The following is a 15,816-nucleotide window of genomic DNA, read 5'->3' as shown; positions in this document are numbered from 1 at the left end:
GGTGCCGGTTCTTCGAGCCGGCCCCGCCGCGAGGGCGGCCGGTTCGGGCCAGCTGATATTGCATCAGCGGAGCAGCTGCTGTTGCGTCAGCCCGTGACCCCGGGCACGACCAGGCCGGTTTCGTACGCGATCACCACCGCGTGGGTCCGGTTCTGCGCACCGAGCTTGGACAGCACGTTCCCGACGTGCGTCTTCACCGTCTCCAGGCTCACCCTGCACGCCTCCGCGATGTCCGGGTTGGACCGGCCGGTGGCCATCAGGCGCAGCACCTCCTCCTCCCGGCCCGTCAGCGCCGCCTGCGGCAGTGCCTCGGCGGATCCCAGCGGGCGGGCGGTGACCATCCGGCGCAGGGCCGCCGGGAAGAGGATCGCCTCGCCCGCCGCGACCACCCGTACCGCCTCCGCGATCTGGGGGACGGGAAGCCGCTTGAGCACGAAGCCGCTGGCCCCGGCGCTGAGTGCGGCGGTGACGTAGTCGTCGTTCTCGAAGGTGGTGATGACCACGACTTTCGGCGGGTCGGCCGGACCGGCGAGGAGCTGCCGGGTGGCCTCTATGCCGTTGCGGCGGGGCATCCGTACGTCCATCAGGACCACGTCCGGCCGCAACTGCCGCGCCCGCTCGACCGCTTCGATGCCGTCGGCGGCCTCCCCCACGACGGCGATCCCGGGCTGCATCGCGAGCAGCGTGCGCAGACCGCTGCGGGTCACCTCGTCGTCGTCCGCGATCAGGAGTGTGGTGCGGTGGGAGGCCGTGCCGGTCGTGACGGCCGCGCTCGCGTCGGGGCCGGTCGCGACCGCTGCGCCCGCTCGTGAGCCGATCATGCGGGCAAGCGTACCGGCAGCCGGACCGCGAGCCGCCAGTGCTCGGGTCCGTCCGGACCGGACTCGATGTCGCCGTGCAGGAGCCGCACGCGCTCCAGGAGGCCGGGCAGACCGTGCCCGGACGTCGGAAAGGGCCCGGACGTCGGGAAGGCACTCTGGCCCGTTCCGCTCCCGGCTCCGGTCCGGTTGACCACGCCGAGTTCCAACGAGTCCGGCGCGGCCGTCACCTTGACCCGGATCGGCCCGCCCGCTCCGTGCCGCAGCGCGTTCGTCAGCCCTTCCTGCAGGATCCGGTACGCCGCCCGGGAGAGCGTCCCCCGCACCTGCGCATAGCCGCCCGACAGCTCCGGCTCCACCACCGCGCCCGCGTGCCGCAACCGGTCGAGCAGTTCGGGCAGGTTGGCCAGGGTCCGGGCCGGCGCCGTCCCCGCCTTCTCCTCGCGCAGCATGCCCAGCACGTAGTCCAGGTCCTCGAGGGCGGCCCGGGTCGACTCCTCGATGCTGCGCAGGGCGGCCCGCGCCGCCACCGGGTCGGCACAGAGCACCTCCCCCGCCACCGCTGCCTGGATCGTGGCGGCCGTCAGGGTGTGCCCGATCGAGTCGTGCAACTCGTGGGCCAGCCGGTTGCGTTCGGCCATTGCCCGCTCCCGCTCGGCCGCCAGCGCGAGCCGCTCGGCCGACGACGGACCAAGGAGCCTGGGCGCCAGCCACCGCAGGGCGTATGTCACCGCCAGGCACAGGGCCGCCGCAAGGAGCAGGCAGCAGAGCGCCGCTGCCCAGCTCTGCCAGCCGCTCTGCGCCCGCAGCGACCAGCCGTTCACACTCACCCCGGCCTCGGCGCCGGCCCAGCCGCCGGGAAGGAGCAGGCCCACGGCGAACAGCAGGACGCTCAGCTGCGCGCCTGCCCACCCCAGCATCACCTGCGACAGCAGCCAGAGCGGTGTCCGCAGGCGGTCGGCGCCCGATGCCGTGGCAGAAGCCGCCCCGTCGCCGGGCGAGCCCGCACGCAGACGCTCGCCCACGGGGTCCGGCAACGGCACCCCCAGCATCCGCCGGGCGCAAGTGATCAGCACCCGCCGCGTGGTGCGGGCCAGTCCGATCACACCGATCAGTACGGACCAGACCAGCACGGTCAGAGCGAACTGCGCTCCCATGGAAGCGGATGGCCACGCCAGCGCCGGCAGTGCGGCGAAAGGCAGCAAGGGAAGGCTCGCCAAGGCGCCGCAATAGGCGAATAGCGCACCCGAATACGTGGAGCCGCGCAGCAGCGGCCGGATTCCTCTGAACATGGCCAGGCAAGTATGACCGGACGGCCGACCGGTGGCCTCCCCCGATCGGGGGAGCGAATTCTCCCGCCTTCCCGCGATGTGTCCGTGGGCCCCCGAAATCAGAATCGGGCTCTCACCAATCGGGCTCTCACCAATTGACGGGACGGAAGGACGGGTTGATGAAATCTCAGGGGATCGAGACGTCACTGAACCACGCGGTGTCCCCGCAGGACCAGGCCGTACGGACTCGAACAGCACCGAACAAGAGGGGACCGAGCACCATGCCACCGGGTCCGACAGCGCCGAAGAACAGCCTGGCCACGGCCGCCATGACACTGGGCATCATCGGCCTGTGCACCTCTGTCGCCCTCATCGGCGGCCCGCTCGCCGTGATCGGTCTGATCCTGGGCATCGCCGCCCTGACGACGGCCAAGCGGACCGGCACGGGCCGGGGCAAGGCCGTCACCGCCGTGGTGACGTCGTCCCTCGCGATCGTGGTGTCCGGGCTGGTCGCCGTCTTCATGGCCTGGTACGCGAACAAGACGCAGGAGTGCTATCAGCCCGACAGCTTCCACCAGTACACGCAGTGCGTCCGCGAGCACCTGAACGGAAACTGACCGGCTTTTCCTTCCTCTCACCGGTGAACCAGCTGCCCTCTCTCCTCGACAAGGATGAGCATCATCGTGCGAAGCAGAAACACCCGCAAGGCCCCCCTACTCGCCGCGGGCCTCGCGGCGGCCACCCTTTCGGCGCTGACGCCCGCAATGATCCCTGCCGCGTCCACGGCATCGGACGCCTCCACCGCCAGTGGCTCCCTGCGGAAGTACACGCAGCAGAAGCTCCAGTGGAAACGCTGCGACGCGAAAAGCCCCGCCACCTTCCAGTGCGCGACGCTCAAGGTGCCGCTGGACTACGGCGACCCCGGCGGCAGGACGATCGGCCTCGCGATATCCCGGCTGAAGGCGGGCAGCGCGAAGGCGCGGCACGGCGTTCTGCTGCTCAACCCGGGCGGACCCGGCGCACCGGGACTGCGGTTGCCCGTCGACCCGCTCCTGAAGTTCCCCGCGGAGGTGAAGCGGCGCTACGACCTCGTCGGCTTCGACCTGAGGGGCGCCGGGCGGAGCTCTCCGGTCAGCTGCGGGCTGACGGCCGATGAACAGGCCGACCATCCGTACAAGGCGGAGACCTTCGCGAAGGACATGGACCGGACCCGTACCGTCGCCGGGAAGTGCCGGGCCAGGGCCGGTGACAAGCTGCCGCACCTCACCACCCGCAACAGCGCCCGTGACATGGACGTCATGCGCGCCGCGCTGGGTGAGAAGACGATCTCCTACCTGGGGAGCTCCTACGGCACCTACCTCGGCGCCGTCTACATGCAGCTGTTCCCTCAGCGGACCGACCGGATCGTGCTGGACAGCGCGACCGACCCGACCCGGATCTACCGGGGGATGTTCCAGGACATGGCGAAGGCGGCCGAGCAGGCGTTCACGCGCTGGACCGCATGGACCGCCCGTCGGCACTCAGCGTACGGACTGGGCGGCACTCCGGCCAAGGTCCGCAAGACCTACTGGGACCTGATCGCACGGGCGAACCGCAAGCCCATCCTCTTCGAGGGACAGACCCTCACCGGCGACGGCATCCGTGCCGACAACCGCACGTTCTTCCACGTCCGCAAGGCCGCCGAGCGGATCGCCGGACTGAAGAAGGCGACCAAGGACACGCACCCGGCCCCGTCCGGCACGCCCGGTCAGGTCCAGGATCCCGACGACAACTACACCTCCGTCGCCTGGTCCTTCATGTGCGCTGACACCCGCACCTGGTCGCACGACCCTGCGCAGTACCGCCGCGAGGCGATCCGTGACAGGGCCCGGTATCCGCTGTACGGCAACTTCGCGGCCGCCATCACACCTTGTGCCTTCTGGGGACAGGGCAGCGAGCCGCAGACCAGGATCGACAACAAGGTCGGTGCGCTGATCACGCAGAACGAGTGGGACTCCCAGACGCCTCTGTTCGCCGCTCAGGCCATGCACCGGGCCCTGCGCGGCTCCCGGATGCTCACCGTCGCCGGCGGCGAGGGACACGGTGTCCTCTACGCGCCGGACAGCAGTCCCTGCGCGGACAAGGCCGCCACGGTCTACCTGACCACGGGCAGGCTCCCCGCCAAGGACCTGACCTGCCAGGCTCCGTCCGGGCAGAAGAAGCGACCCCGCACGTCTCCCGTCCCCACAGCTCCGAACCGTCCGGGAACGGCGCCGGGGCGGGACGCGCGGATGACGCTCCACCACCATGTGCGGCGCCCGGTACGGCGCGACTCACGCACCCGAGATTGTTGTCGATCATGGAATGCTCCATCCGGGGCACTCGTCGCTCGAACATATTCGTGAACGACGTCGAGGAGGCCCCGTGTTCGTCCGGGACACCAACGTTGATACGGGCCGCCGCAAAGCGGCGCGAGCGCTGTCGGGGCCGGCCGTCGCCCTGGCTCTCTTCGGTGCCGTGCTCTGCGCCGCCGTGCTGCTCTTCATGCGCTTCGCCCGCTGGGCGGGGGCCCATCCCATCGCGGCCGTACTCCTCGGCCTGCTCGCCATTCCCGTGCTCTACGTCCTGCTGCGCGCGATGCCACGGGCCAGGGAGCTGCGTCGCGCGGCCCGCGCGGGGATGGCACAGGCCGACCGTGAACTGGCCGAGGCGGCGCAGCTCTGCGACACACCCGCCCCCACACCCACACCCACCGCACTCGCGCCCGCCGCGGCCTCCGGGGGCCAGGAGGCCGCTACCGCCGCCCCCATCGAGGCCCAGGACGGACTCACCGCCGTACTGCCCCCGCCTGCCCCCGACTTCGCGGTTCTCGACCCCGACGGGTTCGAGGCCGCCGTCGCCGGGCTCTGCGAACGGGACGGCTGCCGCGAGACGGAGGTGGTCGGCGGCGCGGGTGACCTCGGCGCCGACGTCCTGGCGATCGCGCCCGACGGCCGACGCGTCGTCGTGCAGTGCAAGCAGTACGACCCGACGAACAAGGTCGGCTCCCAGGACCTGCAGCGCTTCGGCGGCACCTGCTGGTCCGTGCACGGGGCCCAGCTCGCCGTCGTCGTGACGACCAGTCAGTTCACTGAACCGGCCCAGGAGTACGCCGAGTCGTGCGGCATCCGCTGCGTGGACGGCGCCGAGCTCGCCGCCTGGGCGGAAGGCTCGGGACCGGCGCCCTGGGGGCCCGCGATGGTGGAAGGAACCTGAAGTCCTGGACCCGGCGGGTGCGCCGGATCGGGGCGCACCCGGCCGTGCATCGCCGCGCACACCCGACACTGATCCCTCCGGCACATGTGTGTGGCATTTTCAGCCACCCACCGGCGGCGTCCGCATGCACCGCGTAACCTCACGGGGATGGAGGGATCCGCATCCGGCGCAGTTCAGGACGCCGACGAGGAGACGCGCCGACGGCTGAACGCGTACACGTACCTCAGCGCGCCCGAGCGGCTGGAGCATGTCGCGATCATGCGGGTCTTCTGCGGAACGCTGCTGGCGGATCTCGCCGTTGCGGACATCATGGCAAAGCTGCGCCACGACGGTGGTTTCGCCGCGGGGCTCGACGCAGACACCCTCACGGTCCGGCTGGAACAGCTGGTGCAGTGGGGCAATCTGCTGCGCAGCAGCTACACGGTGAAGGCGTCCAGCATCAGCGAGTACCAGCGTTCCCGCTCGCGCTACCAACTGTCGAAACTCGGCGAACGCGTCCAGCGGGACGCCGACGGGGTCCTGGCCGAGGCCGACGCCGCCCGTGAGGTGAGCAACGAACTGCTGGCCCTTGTCGAGCGCGGGCTGCGGGACCTGGCCGACCTCGTGACCGCGCCGGGCGGCGTCGAACCGCAGGACGGACTGGAGCGGATCAGCACACTGTTCGTGCAGTTCACCGAATTCGCGGACTCCATACGAGACTTCTACGCCTACCTCGGTCAGGTGCTGTCCCGCTACGACCTGGACAGCGCCGAGTATCAGGGCTTCAAGGAACTGCTCCTGGACTACGTCGAAGCGATCACGGAGGACGTGGCGTTCCGGGCGCCCCGGATCTCGGGGGCACTGGACACCCTGTGGCCGCACATCCCGGCTCTGCTGGACCGGCTGGACACCCATGCCCAGGGACTTGCCGGGCTGTCCGCACACGGCGAGAACCGTATGGAACAGGGCGAGAACCGCATGGAGACCCGGGTCCAGCGCAGCCGGGGCCGCGCGCTCGCGGACTGGGAGGGCCTGCGCGGCTGGTTCAGCGACATCGATGGCCAGGGCAGCCAGGTCGACCAACTGCGGGACGCCACCCTGCGCGCGCTGCAGTCGCTGCTCGCCAACGCCAAGCGGATGCTGCGGTCGGCCACCGGGGAGATGTCCCGGCGCAAGGACCTGTTGCGGCTGGCCCGCTGGTTCGACGAAGCGGCACCCCAGGACGCACACGACATCGCCGTCTCCGCCTTCGGACTGTACGGAGCCCGCCATCTGGGCATACCCCCGGCCACCGACGAGGTGGTGCCCGCCCATACGAGTTGGTGGACCGGGCCGGTGGTCGAGGTGCCGGTGGCCCTGCGCGAAAGGGGCAGCCGCGCCCAGCGGGGCCGGACGCCCGCGGTGGAGGATCACTCCGCGCAGAAGCAGCGCCTGCAGGAGACCGCCCGTCAGCGGGCGGCGGCCAGGGCAGCGTCGGGGGATGAACTGCGCAGCGCCTCCGGCCGGTTCGCCGACGTATGTCTCACGTCGGCGGCGCTGGGGTTACTGCTGGAGCTGCTGGCCACCGCGCTCGGGAACGCGCAGCTCAGGAGGCGTGCCGGTACGGGCGGGGCGGAGGCGGCGGGGTTCGATCTGGACTCGGCGCACAGCGAGGACGCGGAGCTGGGCATCCGGCTCACCGTGCGCCGGACGGTGGGCACCCGGACAGTGCTGCACTCGGCCGACGGCGACATGCTGCTGGACGATCTGGAATTGGACATCGGCCGTACCTCCGCCGCGGTCGACGGTGAAGCGGAGGCCGATGTTTCATGACCCTCCCCTCTGCTCACGACGTGGCCCTGGCCGCCGAACGCCGCGCCGCCGCCCGGCTGCTGCTCGCCCACCCCTTGGTCGCGTCGGGCGGCCCCCATGCCGACCTCTTTCCACTGATCCGCAGGCATGCCGACTGGCTGGGTAAACGGTTCCAGCAGGTGCTCGGCTACCGTCTGCTGGTCGACAGCTCCTACGCCCGGCTGTTCAAGGCGGGGCTGGGGGCCGACGCGGGGCACCGGCTTGAGCGCTCCACCGGCACCCCCTTCACCCCGCATACGTACGCCTGCCTCGCGCTGGCCCTGTCCGTGCTGGTGACCGCGCCCGAGCAGATGCTCCTGTCGCAGCTGGTCGCCGACATCAGGGCCGCCGCGGCCGACGCCGGGATCGAGCTGGAGGAGACGGGCCGCGCGGCCGGGAAGCGGACCCTGGTTGCGGCTCTGCGTCAACTGGTCGACTGGGGTGTGCTCATCGAGACCGAGGGCCGGGTGACGGCGATCGTGCAGGAGGCGGGCGGGGAGGCCCTGATCACGGTGGACCGGGAGCTGGCACGTGTGGTGGTCGCCGGCCCGCTCGCCCAGGCCCGGGACGGCGCCGATCTGGTCCGGCGGGCCGCGGATCCGGGGTTCGGCGGACCGCGCACCTATGTGCGCCGGATGCTCGTCGAGACGCCCGTCGTCCACCTCGACGAGCTGACCGACGCCGAGCGCGACTGGCTGCGCACCCGGCAGCGCCGGGAAGCCCAGGCCTTCTCCGAACTCCTGGGTCTTGAGATGGAGATCCGTGCCGAGGGCGTGGCGCTGGTCGACCCCGAGGAGGAGCTGACTGATCTGCACCTGCCGGGCACCGGGACGGTCGCACAGGCCGCACTGCTGTTGGCGGAACGACTCGTGGAACAGCTCCGGCCGCAGGAGCCGGGGCATCCGGCGACCGGCGGGGCGCTCGTCATCGGGGTGGCTGTCCCGGACGGCCTGGTGGACGAGGTACTGGCCGGTCTGATCGCTGAGTACGGGCAGCGCAGCAACTGGCAGCGCGGTTACGTGGAGGACCTTCCCTCCCTGCGCGAGGCTGTACTGGACCTGCTGGTCCGGATGCGGCTGATGGCCCGCGCCGGGCGGCTGCGCGCCGAGGGAGAAGGGTTGCCGGAAAGGTACGCCGAAGAGGCGCCGGAAGGACGCACGGTGACCGATGTCCATGGCGCACGGCCGGACGGCGACGGCTGGGTGCTGCTGGCCGCAGCGGCCCGCTACGCCACCCACGTCACCGTGCGCCCGGCCACCTCGGCCGGCAGGAGTACGGACGTTCAAGAGGAGTTGCCGCTGTGACCACCGACGCGCGTGGCCTCGTTCCACTGCCGCGTACCGGCTCCGCGACGACCACCGGCGCCCGCTTCCGGCTGCACCGGGCGGGCATCCAGAACGTCTGGCAGTACGACGAGCAGGAGTTCTCCTTCGGTGACGGAAGGCTGCTGCTGCGCGGCAAGAACGGCGCGGGCAAGTCCAAGGCCCTGGAGATGCTGCTCCCGTATCTTCTGGACGGCGACTCCCGGGCCCTGGACGCGACGGGCACCGGCCGCACCACACTCGCCTGGCTCATGCTGGACGGGTTCGAGCAGACCAACCGTCTGGGATACCTGTGGGTGGAGTTCCGGGGCACGACCGACGACGGCGACCACCGCCACCTGACGCTCGGAGTCGCCATCCGTGCCTCGAAGTCGACGCAGAAGGCGCTGCCGACGTTCTTCGTCACCCCGCTGCGGATCGGTGAGGACCTGCACCTGGTCGAGGCCGGCAGGCCACTGCCGGTCGACCGGCTCAAGGAGATCGTCGGCTCCGACAACGCGACCGAACGTGCGGTCCTGCACCGCTCCCGTGTCGCCCGGGAACTGTTCGGTATCACCGACGCGACGCGCTACCGCAACCTCACCCAGCTCCTCCACCGGCTTCGGCGCCCGACGGTCGGGGACCGCATCGAACACGGGGGCCTGGTCTCCCTGTTGAGTGAGACCCTGCCGGGTCTCGATGAGGACGTGGTCGAGAAGGTGGCGCGCAACCTCCACGACCTCGACGCCGTACGGGACGAACTCGGCCGCCTGGAACGGACCGACGGGGCCTTGCGCACGTTCCTCACCGGTTACCGCGGCTACCTGGCCGGAGTTCTGCGCACCTCCGCGCAGAGAGTGGGCCACGAGCTGGGTGTCCTCGCACAGCGGCGCCGGGCTGCCGGAGACGCAGCACAGCGGACGAGCGACCTGAGGACGCAGGAGGAGGAGTCGCAGGGCCGACTGGAGACGCTTCGCGAGGAGGAACAGGCCGCCCGGACCGACCTGTCCGCCCTGCACGCCGGCCACGCCTACCGCAGCCTGCGCGAACTGTCGGAACGCCGCAGCACGGTGGAGGCCCTGCACACCGCCGCCACGGCCGCGTTCACCACCCTGCGAAGCGCGCACGACACGGAAGAGAGCTCGGCGGAGCGGCTGGCCGAAGGTGTCGAACACCTCGGAAGCCGGCTGGCCGAGCTGGGAACCGAACACCGGGAGCTGCTGACGCAGGCCGAGAAGGCCGGACTCCCCACCGGCCATCTCGGCGAGTCGGTGGCCCTGCCGCCTACGTTCCTCACCCACGCCGCAGAAACTGAGCTGACGGCTCCGGACGGGGATACGCGCACCGTACGACACCGGTCGGTGGTCCGCGTGGACACGGGTGCGACGCAGGAGGGACTGCGGTCCTGGCAGCAGAAGTTGGAGGAGGCCGAGGCGGTCGCGAGAAACCGGTCCCGGATGGTGCAGGAGATGACCCGCCTCATCTCGCGGGCGGACGACGCCCGGGCCGGGGCAGCCCAGGCCGATGGCGAGCGGGAACGGCTGGAGGGCGAGGCGGAAGAGGCCGCCGGCCATCTCGACGGCAGCCGTCAGAAGGTCGCTGAGGAGAGCAGCTCCTACGCCCGCCACGTCGCCGAGTGGGCGGCGCGCATGCGCACCGCACTGGGTTCCGGCTGCCCGCCACTGGATGCCGTCCACGCCACGATCGGCTTCGAGACCTCCGCCGACGCGCCGTTCGCCGACCGCACCCTGCCGCCGGACATCGACAGCCAGGCGCGGCGAACCGCTCACACCGCATTGGAGTCGTACGGCGAGGAACTCACCGGCCGCCGGGACACCCTGGCACTTGGCGTCGGCCGGCTCGGTGAGGAACTCGACCGCCTGGCAGAGCAGAAGCGGGACTGGGAACAGCGGACCGACCCCGAGCCGCCCGCCCCGCACCATCGCGTCGCCGAGAGGACGCCGGGCACGGGAGCGCCCTTCTACCGGCTTGTGGACTTCACGGACGACCTTGCTCCGGGCGAGCGGGCCGGACTGGAAGGAGCCTTGGAGGCAAGCGGAATCCTGGACGCGTGGGTGGGCACGGACGGCCTGCTCCTCGACGCCCGCACCCGGGACACCGTCCTTCGGCCCGGTCCCGTGCTTTCGGAGGGTCCGACTCTCGCCTCGGCCCTGCGTCCTGCGCCTGAATCCGATTGCGGCGTCACCGTCGAGCAGGTGGCGCGTCTACTGGCCAGCATCGCACTCGTACCGGCACAGGGGACTTCTGCTCCCAATGCGCTGTTCTACGACGGCAGTTGGCGGCTGGGTGTCCTCAGTGGCCGTCACGTCAAGGCCGACACCGAGTACGTGGGTGCCGCCGTACGCGCACAGACCCGGCGGCGCATCCTCGCCGAGCTGGAGGAGCGGATCGCACGGACGGAACAGCAGCTGGCCGGTGAACGCGAGGAGCTCGCCGGAGCCGATGCCATGCGTCGGGCCCTCGCGCTCGCGGAACGCGACTTCCCCAGGGCACGCGGTCTCGCGGACGCGTGGAGCAGGACCGAATCGGCGGAGAGGACACTGCGCGACCTGACCGCCAAGGCAGCCAGGGCGGCACGGCTGGCCGAGGAGGCCCGCGCTCTCGCGGTATCGGCACGTGCCGAGGCGGACGCCACCGCGACCGCCCACGATCTGCCCGGCGACCCCGCCGCCCTGGACCGCGTACGCACCGCACTGGCCACGCTGCTCAGCGGTATAGGGCATCTGTGCAGGGCGGTCGGCGGCACGGGCAAGCGGCTCGGCGCGAACGAGGCCGACGCCGACCGGTACGGACGCGCCCGGGAGGACCGGCTGGCCGCGGACGGGAATTACCGGCTCCACCTGGCCGAACTGCGCACCGCCGAGCAGGACCTGCGCACCCGCGAGGAAGCGATCGGGGCATCCGAGGAGGAGATCCTCACCCGTGAGCAGGAGGCCAAGCAGCGCATCGCGGACGCCGTCCGCGCCCTCCCCGCGGCACGACGAACCCGCGACGACCTCCACGATTCGCGCGTGCGTGCGGAGGAGGACGAGAAGCGCCTGCGCGGAATCCTGGCGGACCAGGAGACGGCGGTCATCAACACCGGCAGCGCTCTTCGCGGTGCTCTGGGCCGACCCGAGGTGGTGCGCGGCGCCGGCCTTGACCGGTCCTCCCTGCCCGCCTACGTGCCGGACGATCCCGGCACGGACGTCCGCGGCCGTCTGCGGGCACTGCGCGCACTGGCCGACGCCGTGGAACAGGCCCTCGGCCGCCCGAAGGGCGAGGTGTCGGACAGTGCGCTGCTCAACCGGCACACCGAGCTGCGCGACCAACTGGCCGGCGGGTTCGACGCACAGCTGGAAGAACGTGACGGGATCAAGGTGTGCCGCCTGGTCGACGACCACGGGTCCCATGACGTCGCGGCCGTGGGTGAGCGGATCGCGGCCAAGGCCGCGGAGGCCCGGGGGCGGCTCACCGAGCGCGAGCGTGAGGTGTTCCAGCGTTTCCTGACCGGTGAACTCGGCGACCACCTCTCGGCGCAGGTGATCACCGCGGCGAATCTGGTCACGGCGCTCAACGAAACCCTGCGGCCCGTACGCACCTCCCACGGTCTCGGCGTCGAGCTGTTGTGGCAGCTCGACAAGGACGTGGACGCGGACGTGCACGCGGCCGTCGAGCTGCTGCGCAGTCCGTCGAGCCTCAGGACGCGCGAGCAGACCGAGCAACTGCGCGAGGTTCTGCAACGCCGGATCGAGGATGCCCGCCGTGCCGACCCGTCAGCCGGTTACGCCGCCCATCTGCGGACCGCGCTGGACTACCGCGACTGGTTCCGTTTCCAGGCCTTCGTGGTCGAGGACGCGGCCCCGGGCCGCCGTCGGAAGCTGACCGGCCGGACGGGGCTCAGCCAGGGCGAGCAGCGGGTGCTCTCCTACCTCGTACTCTTCGCCGCGGCTGCGGCTCACTTCACCGGCCTCGCCGAATCGGCACCGCACGCGCCGCGGCTGATCCTCCTGGACGATGCCTTCGCAAAGGTCGACGAACCCACCCACGGCCGCCTCGGGCGCATCCTCGTCGACCTCGATCTCGACTTCGTCCTCACCAGCGAACGGCTCATGGGCAACTGGACCGAGGTTCCCTCCCTGCACATCTACGAGTGCCTTCGCGATCCCCATGTGCGCGGGGTGGCCACCCTGCACTACACCTGGAACGGTCGGCACCGGCGGCTGGTGCCGGTATGAGCGCGCTGCCCGCCGCGACGCGTGACTGGCTGTCGGGCGCTGGACTCGCCCGACTCTGGGAAGGGGTACGCAAGCGCCTGGAGAGCAACGGCGTGCAGGCCACGGGTTCGCTCCGGCTGACCGCGATGAACGCCCAGGAACGCAACGATCTGTCTCTCCTGCTGGGCAAACCCCTCACAGGTCCTGCCGTGACCGTGCGGCTCGACATGCTCGACGCCCGGCTACGCGCCTCGGCCGCCGGTCTCGGCCTCAGACAGACCCTGGAGGAGCTCGGTCCGCCACTGACCGACCGCCGTGCGGCCCGCGCGGACGTGGCGGCACGGCGGGAGCAGGTGTGGTCGTCCCTCACTGCGTCGCTGGACGCGTCACCGCTCGCCGACCACGAATGGTCCCGGCAGTGGTACGACCTGTTGCGCCGCACCGGCGTTCCGAGAGGAGTGCCACCGCAAGCAGCGATACGGACACTTCAGCAGGCGGTCCACATCCTCACCTCTCTCCTCGGACCCGAGCGGGGCGGCGCACTCGGCCGGGGAGAACTCGCCGCCATGGCCACCGGCTCCGCGCACGGCCTGGACGACGGCACCTGGCTCGCACGCCTTGTCCAACGCGGCGTGGCCCTCGCCCATGGCACCGAGTTCCCCGACGACGCGGCCGGCCGACGCGCACTGTGGCGGTTGGTCTCCGTCACGCCGGACGAGGTCTCCAGCACGGTGCTGACCTACGGGTTACGCCCCGAAGGTCAGGGCTGGCGGGAGCGTGCTCTGACGGAACGGGCCGAGCATCACGCCGAAGCCCACCTCACACCGCGCGACCTGCACGCCCTGCGCCTGCAACTGCCCGCAGGAACGCTCGTCCACATCTGTGAGAATCCACGCGTGGTGGAAGCTGCGGCGGACGCGTCCTGCGCACGGCCTGTCGTATGCACTTCCGGCAGCGCCGCGACGGTGGTCTTCACACTTCTCGACGCCCTCGCCGCCACGGGCTGCCGCTTCGCGTACCACGGAGACTTCGACTGGCCGGGGATCGCTCTGGCCAACCGGGTCATCCGCCGTTATGAAGCCCTGCCGTGGCGCATGGGCGCCGCGGACTACGAACACCTGGCCACCCGCAGTCAGGCCGCGGGCACCCCTCAACTCGCCCTCGACGGCCTGCCGGTGAGCGCGGACTGGGATCCGGATCTCACCCCTGCCATGACCGCTCTCGGCGTCGCACTCCACGAGGAAGCCACGCTCGACCTCCTGGTGGACGATCTGTCACACCATCGCCCGCCCGGGGGCAGGCAGCGCTGGTCCTGATCTCCGGGCCGTAGATTGGGCCCATGACGGAAGGGACGCAGGCCGGGGCGATAACGCGGTCACGGAGACAGCAGAAGCGAGGGCGGCACGCCGCGCCGAAGTGGGGTGGCGGCAAGGGCGGGTTGATGCGGTCGTCCCTGTTGATGGCGGCGGGGACAGTGGTATCCCGGGCTACGGGGCTGATCAGACTGGTACTGCAGGGGGCCGCCCTGGGAACCGGGCTGCTCGCCACCACCTACAACCAGGCCAACACCGTGCCGACCAGCCTGTACTTCCTGTTCATCGGCGGGGCACTGAACTCCGTGCTCGTGCCGCAGCTCGTACGGGCGCGAGTCGAGCAGCCGGACGGCGGCAAGGCCTTCGAGCAGCGCCTGGTCACCCTCGTCCTGTGCGTGCTGGGTATCGGTGCGGCGCTGGCGGTCTGGGCGGCGCCGCAGATCGTCAGCCTTTATCAGAGCGATACGCCCGAGAACCATGAGGCGTTCGAGCTGACCGTGACGTTCGCCCGGTTCCTGCTGCCGCAGATCTTCTTCTACGGGCTGTTCAGCATCCTGGGGCAGGTGCTCAATGCCCGGCACAGATTCGGGGCGATGATGTGGACGCCGGTCCTCAACAACATCGTCCTGATCGCGATGTTCGGCATCTATATCGGGCTCATGACGGTCCCTGACGAGGTGCAGGACATCACCCGGACCCAGGTGACGCTCCTTGGCCTCGGCACCACGCTTGCGCTGGCCGTTCAGGGACTCGCTCTGATCCCCTTCGTCCGCGCCGCGGGCTTTCGCTACCGCCCCCGCTTCGACTGGCGCGGCACGGGCCTGCGCAAGAGCATCAGCGCGGCTCGTTGGACGCTGCTGTTCGTGCTGGCCAACCTGGCCGCCAGTACGGTCGTGACCCGTTACGCCTCAGCAGCCGACCGGGCACTGCCGAAGGACGGCGTGGGCTTCACCGCGTACTCCAACGCGCAGACAATCTGGATGCTGCCCCAGGCGATCATCACGGTTTCACTGGTCACCGCCCTGCTGCCGCGGATGAGCCGGGCCGTCGCCGAACGGCGCCTGGACGATGTGCGGGGCGACCTGTCCCGTGCGCTGCGGATCAGCGGCGTGGTCATCGTCCCCGCCGCCTTCTTCTTCCTCGCCTTCGGCCCACAGATAGCGCAGTTGCTGTTCGCCCACGGCGCGGCTGACGCCGCATCAGCCCGGCCGTTGGGCCACATGCTCCAGGCCTTCGGGCTCGGCCTGATCCCCTTCTCCGCCCAGTACCTGCTGCTGCGCGGGTTCTACGCCTTCGAGGACACCCGCACACCGTTCTGGATGGCCATGTGGATCAGCGCCGTCAACATCTCCCTGGTCGCCGGCTGCCATCTGCTGCTGCCCGCGCGCTGGGCGGTCACCGGGATGGCCGCCGCGTACGCCGCCTCGTACGCCATCGGACTGCTCATCACCGCCCTGCGACTGCGACGGCGTCTGGAGGGCCGCATGGACGGCAAACGCCTGTGCCGCACCTACGGCAAACTGGCGGCCTCCGCCGTATCGGCCGGTGCGCTCGGCTGGCTCGTCGCCCGCGCCTGCTCCTCGAACCTGGCCCCGGCCACCTGGACCCCCGCCCTGGCCCTGGCGGCGGGCGGTGCCACGATGGCGCTCCTCTTCCTGGTCCTTGCACGCGCTTTCAGGATCAGCGAACTGCGGAGCCTGCCGGGGTTGAGGTGACGTGGGCGGGCCAAGTCACCGGTCAGCCCGGGGCGGGGGGCGGGGGCGGGGGGCCGGCCCCCCCCCCGGGCGGCACCCGGGGGGGGGGGCCGGCCACTGGGTGGGGGTTGTGTTAAAAAAAAACCACGACACCCAACA

The 15,816-nt window shown here is 70.9% G+C and carries 10 protein-coding genes; 8 read left to right on the top strand and 2 right to left on the bottom strand.

Features of this window, described 5'->3' with window-relative positions; all coding sequences use genetic code 11:
- Positions 1 to 86 precede the first annotated feature (86 nt).
- A complete protein-coding gene (locus ACFVYL_RS24640; protein ID WP_389719500.1) occupies positions 87 to 821 on the bottom strand; it encodes a response regulator in 735 nt (244 codons plus the stop codon).
- Positions 818 to 1,975: a sensor histidine kinase gene (locus tag ACFVYL_RS24635; RefSeq protein WP_389719498.1), complete on the bottom strand. Its 1,158-nt coding sequence runs from the start codon at positions 1,973 to 1,975 to the stop codon at positions 818 to 820. Before ACFVYL_RS24635 ends, ACFVYL_RS24640 begins: the two co-directional genes overlap by 4 nt.
- A 395-nt stretch (positions 1,976 to 2,370) precedes the next feature.
- On the opposite strand from ACFVYL_RS24635, the gene ACFVYL_RS24630 reads away from it, so the two are divergent.
- From ACFVYL_RS24630 to murJ, 8 genes are all read left to right on the top strand, one after another.
- Positions 2,371 to 2,706: a DUF4190 domain-containing protein gene (locus tag ACFVYL_RS24630; protein ID WP_389719497.1), complete on the top strand. Its 336-nt coding sequence runs from the start codon at positions 2,371 to 2,373 to the stop codon at positions 2,704 to 2,706.
- 54 nt (positions 2,707 to 2,760) lie between these two features.
- Positions 2,761 to 4,473, top strand: coding sequence for an alpha/beta hydrolase (locus ACFVYL_RS24625; protein WP_389719495.1), 1,713 nt, complete (start codon positions 2,761 to 2,763; stop codon positions 4,471 to 4,473).
- A 139-nt stretch (positions 4,474 to 4,612) separates the two neighbouring features.
- Complete coding sequence (locus tag ACFVYL_RS24620) at positions 4,613 to 5,323, top strand: restriction endonuclease (RefSeq protein WP_389719675.1); 711 nt, start codon at positions 4,613 to 4,615, stop codon at positions 5,321 to 5,323.
- Between the two features lie 147 nt (positions 5,324 to 5,470).
- Complete coding sequence (locus ACFVYL_RS24615; protein ID WP_389719493.1) at positions 5,471 to 7,114, top strand: TIGR02677 family protein; 1,644 nt, start codon at positions 5,471 to 5,473, stop codon at positions 7,112 to 7,114.
- Entirely contained in the window at positions 7,111 to 8,436 is a 1,326-nt protein-coding gene (locus tag ACFVYL_RS24610; protein WP_389719492.1) for a TIGR02678 family protein, read from the top strand. The genes ACFVYL_RS24615 and ACFVYL_RS24610 overlap by 4 nt, the downstream gene beginning before the upstream one ends.
- Positions 8,433 to 12,671 (top strand): TIGR02680 family protein, encoded by a 4,239-nt coding sequence (locus ACFVYL_RS24605; RefSeq protein WP_389719490.1) that lies wholly within the window; start codon positions 8,433 to 8,435, stop codon positions 12,669 to 12,671. Before ACFVYL_RS24610 ends, ACFVYL_RS24605 begins: the two co-directional genes overlap by 4 nt.
- On the top strand, positions 12,668 to 13,966 hold the full coding sequence (locus ACFVYL_RS24600) for a TIGR02679 family protein (RefSeq protein WP_389719488.1): 1,299 nt from the start codon (positions 12,668 to 12,670) through the stop codon (positions 13,964 to 13,966). Before ACFVYL_RS24605 ends, ACFVYL_RS24600 begins: the two co-directional genes overlap by 4 nt.
- A 23-nt stretch (positions 13,967 to 13,989) precedes the next feature.
- Positions 13,990 to 15,678 carry a murein biosynthesis integral membrane protein MurJ gene (murJ, locus tag ACFVYL_RS24595; RefSeq protein WP_389719486.1) on the top strand — a complete coding sequence of 563 codons (1,689 nt, stop codon included), beginning with the start codon at positions 13,990 to 13,992 and terminating at the stop codon, positions 15,676 to 15,678.
- Positions 15,679 to 15,816 lie beyond the last annotated feature (138 nt).

It is taken from the genome of Streptomyces sp. NPDC058308 (assembly GCF_042880275.1).
GTDB lineage: Bacteria > Actinomycetota > Actinomycetes > Streptomycetales > Streptomycetaceae > Streptomyces.
The sequence above is the reverse complement of the archived record's forward strand: the minus strand, read 5'-3'. Positions and strand labels throughout refer to the sequence as shown.

Coding starts and splice junctions, on each gene's coding strand:
- ACFVYL_RS24640 (WP_389719500.1), bottom strand. CDS start 821: ATGATCGGCTCACGAGCGGGCGCAGCGGTCGCGACCGGCCCCGACGCG.
- ACFVYL_RS24635 (WP_389719498.1), bottom strand. CDS start 1,975: ATGGGAGCGCAGTTCGCTCTGACCGTGCTGGTCTGGTCCGTACTGATC.
- ACFVYL_RS24630 (WP_389719497.1), top strand. CDS start 2,371: ATGCCACCGGGTCCGACAGCGCCGAAGAACAGCCTGGCCACGGCCGCC.
- ACFVYL_RS24625 (WP_389719495.1), top strand. CDS start 2,761: ATGAGCATCATCGTGCGAAGCAGAAACACCCGCAAGGCCCCCCTACTC.
- ACFVYL_RS24620 (WP_389719675.1), top strand. CDS start 4,613: ATGCGCTTCGCCCGCTGGGCGGGGGCCCATCCCATCGCGGCCGTACTC.
- ACFVYL_RS24615 (WP_389719493.1), top strand. CDS start 5,471: ATGGAGGGATCCGCATCCGGCGCAGTTCAGGACGCCGACGAGGAGACG.
- ACFVYL_RS24610 (WP_389719492.1), top strand. CDS start 7,111: ATGACCCTCCCCTCTGCTCACGACGTGGCCCTGGCCGCCGAACGCCGC.
- ACFVYL_RS24600 (WP_389719488.1), top strand. CDS start 12,668: ATGAGCGCGCTGCCCGCCGCGACGCGTGACTGGCTGTCGGGCGCTGGA.
- murJ (WP_389719486.1), top strand. CDS start 13,990: ATGACGGAAGGGACGCAGGCCGGGGCGATAACGCGGTCACGGAGACAG.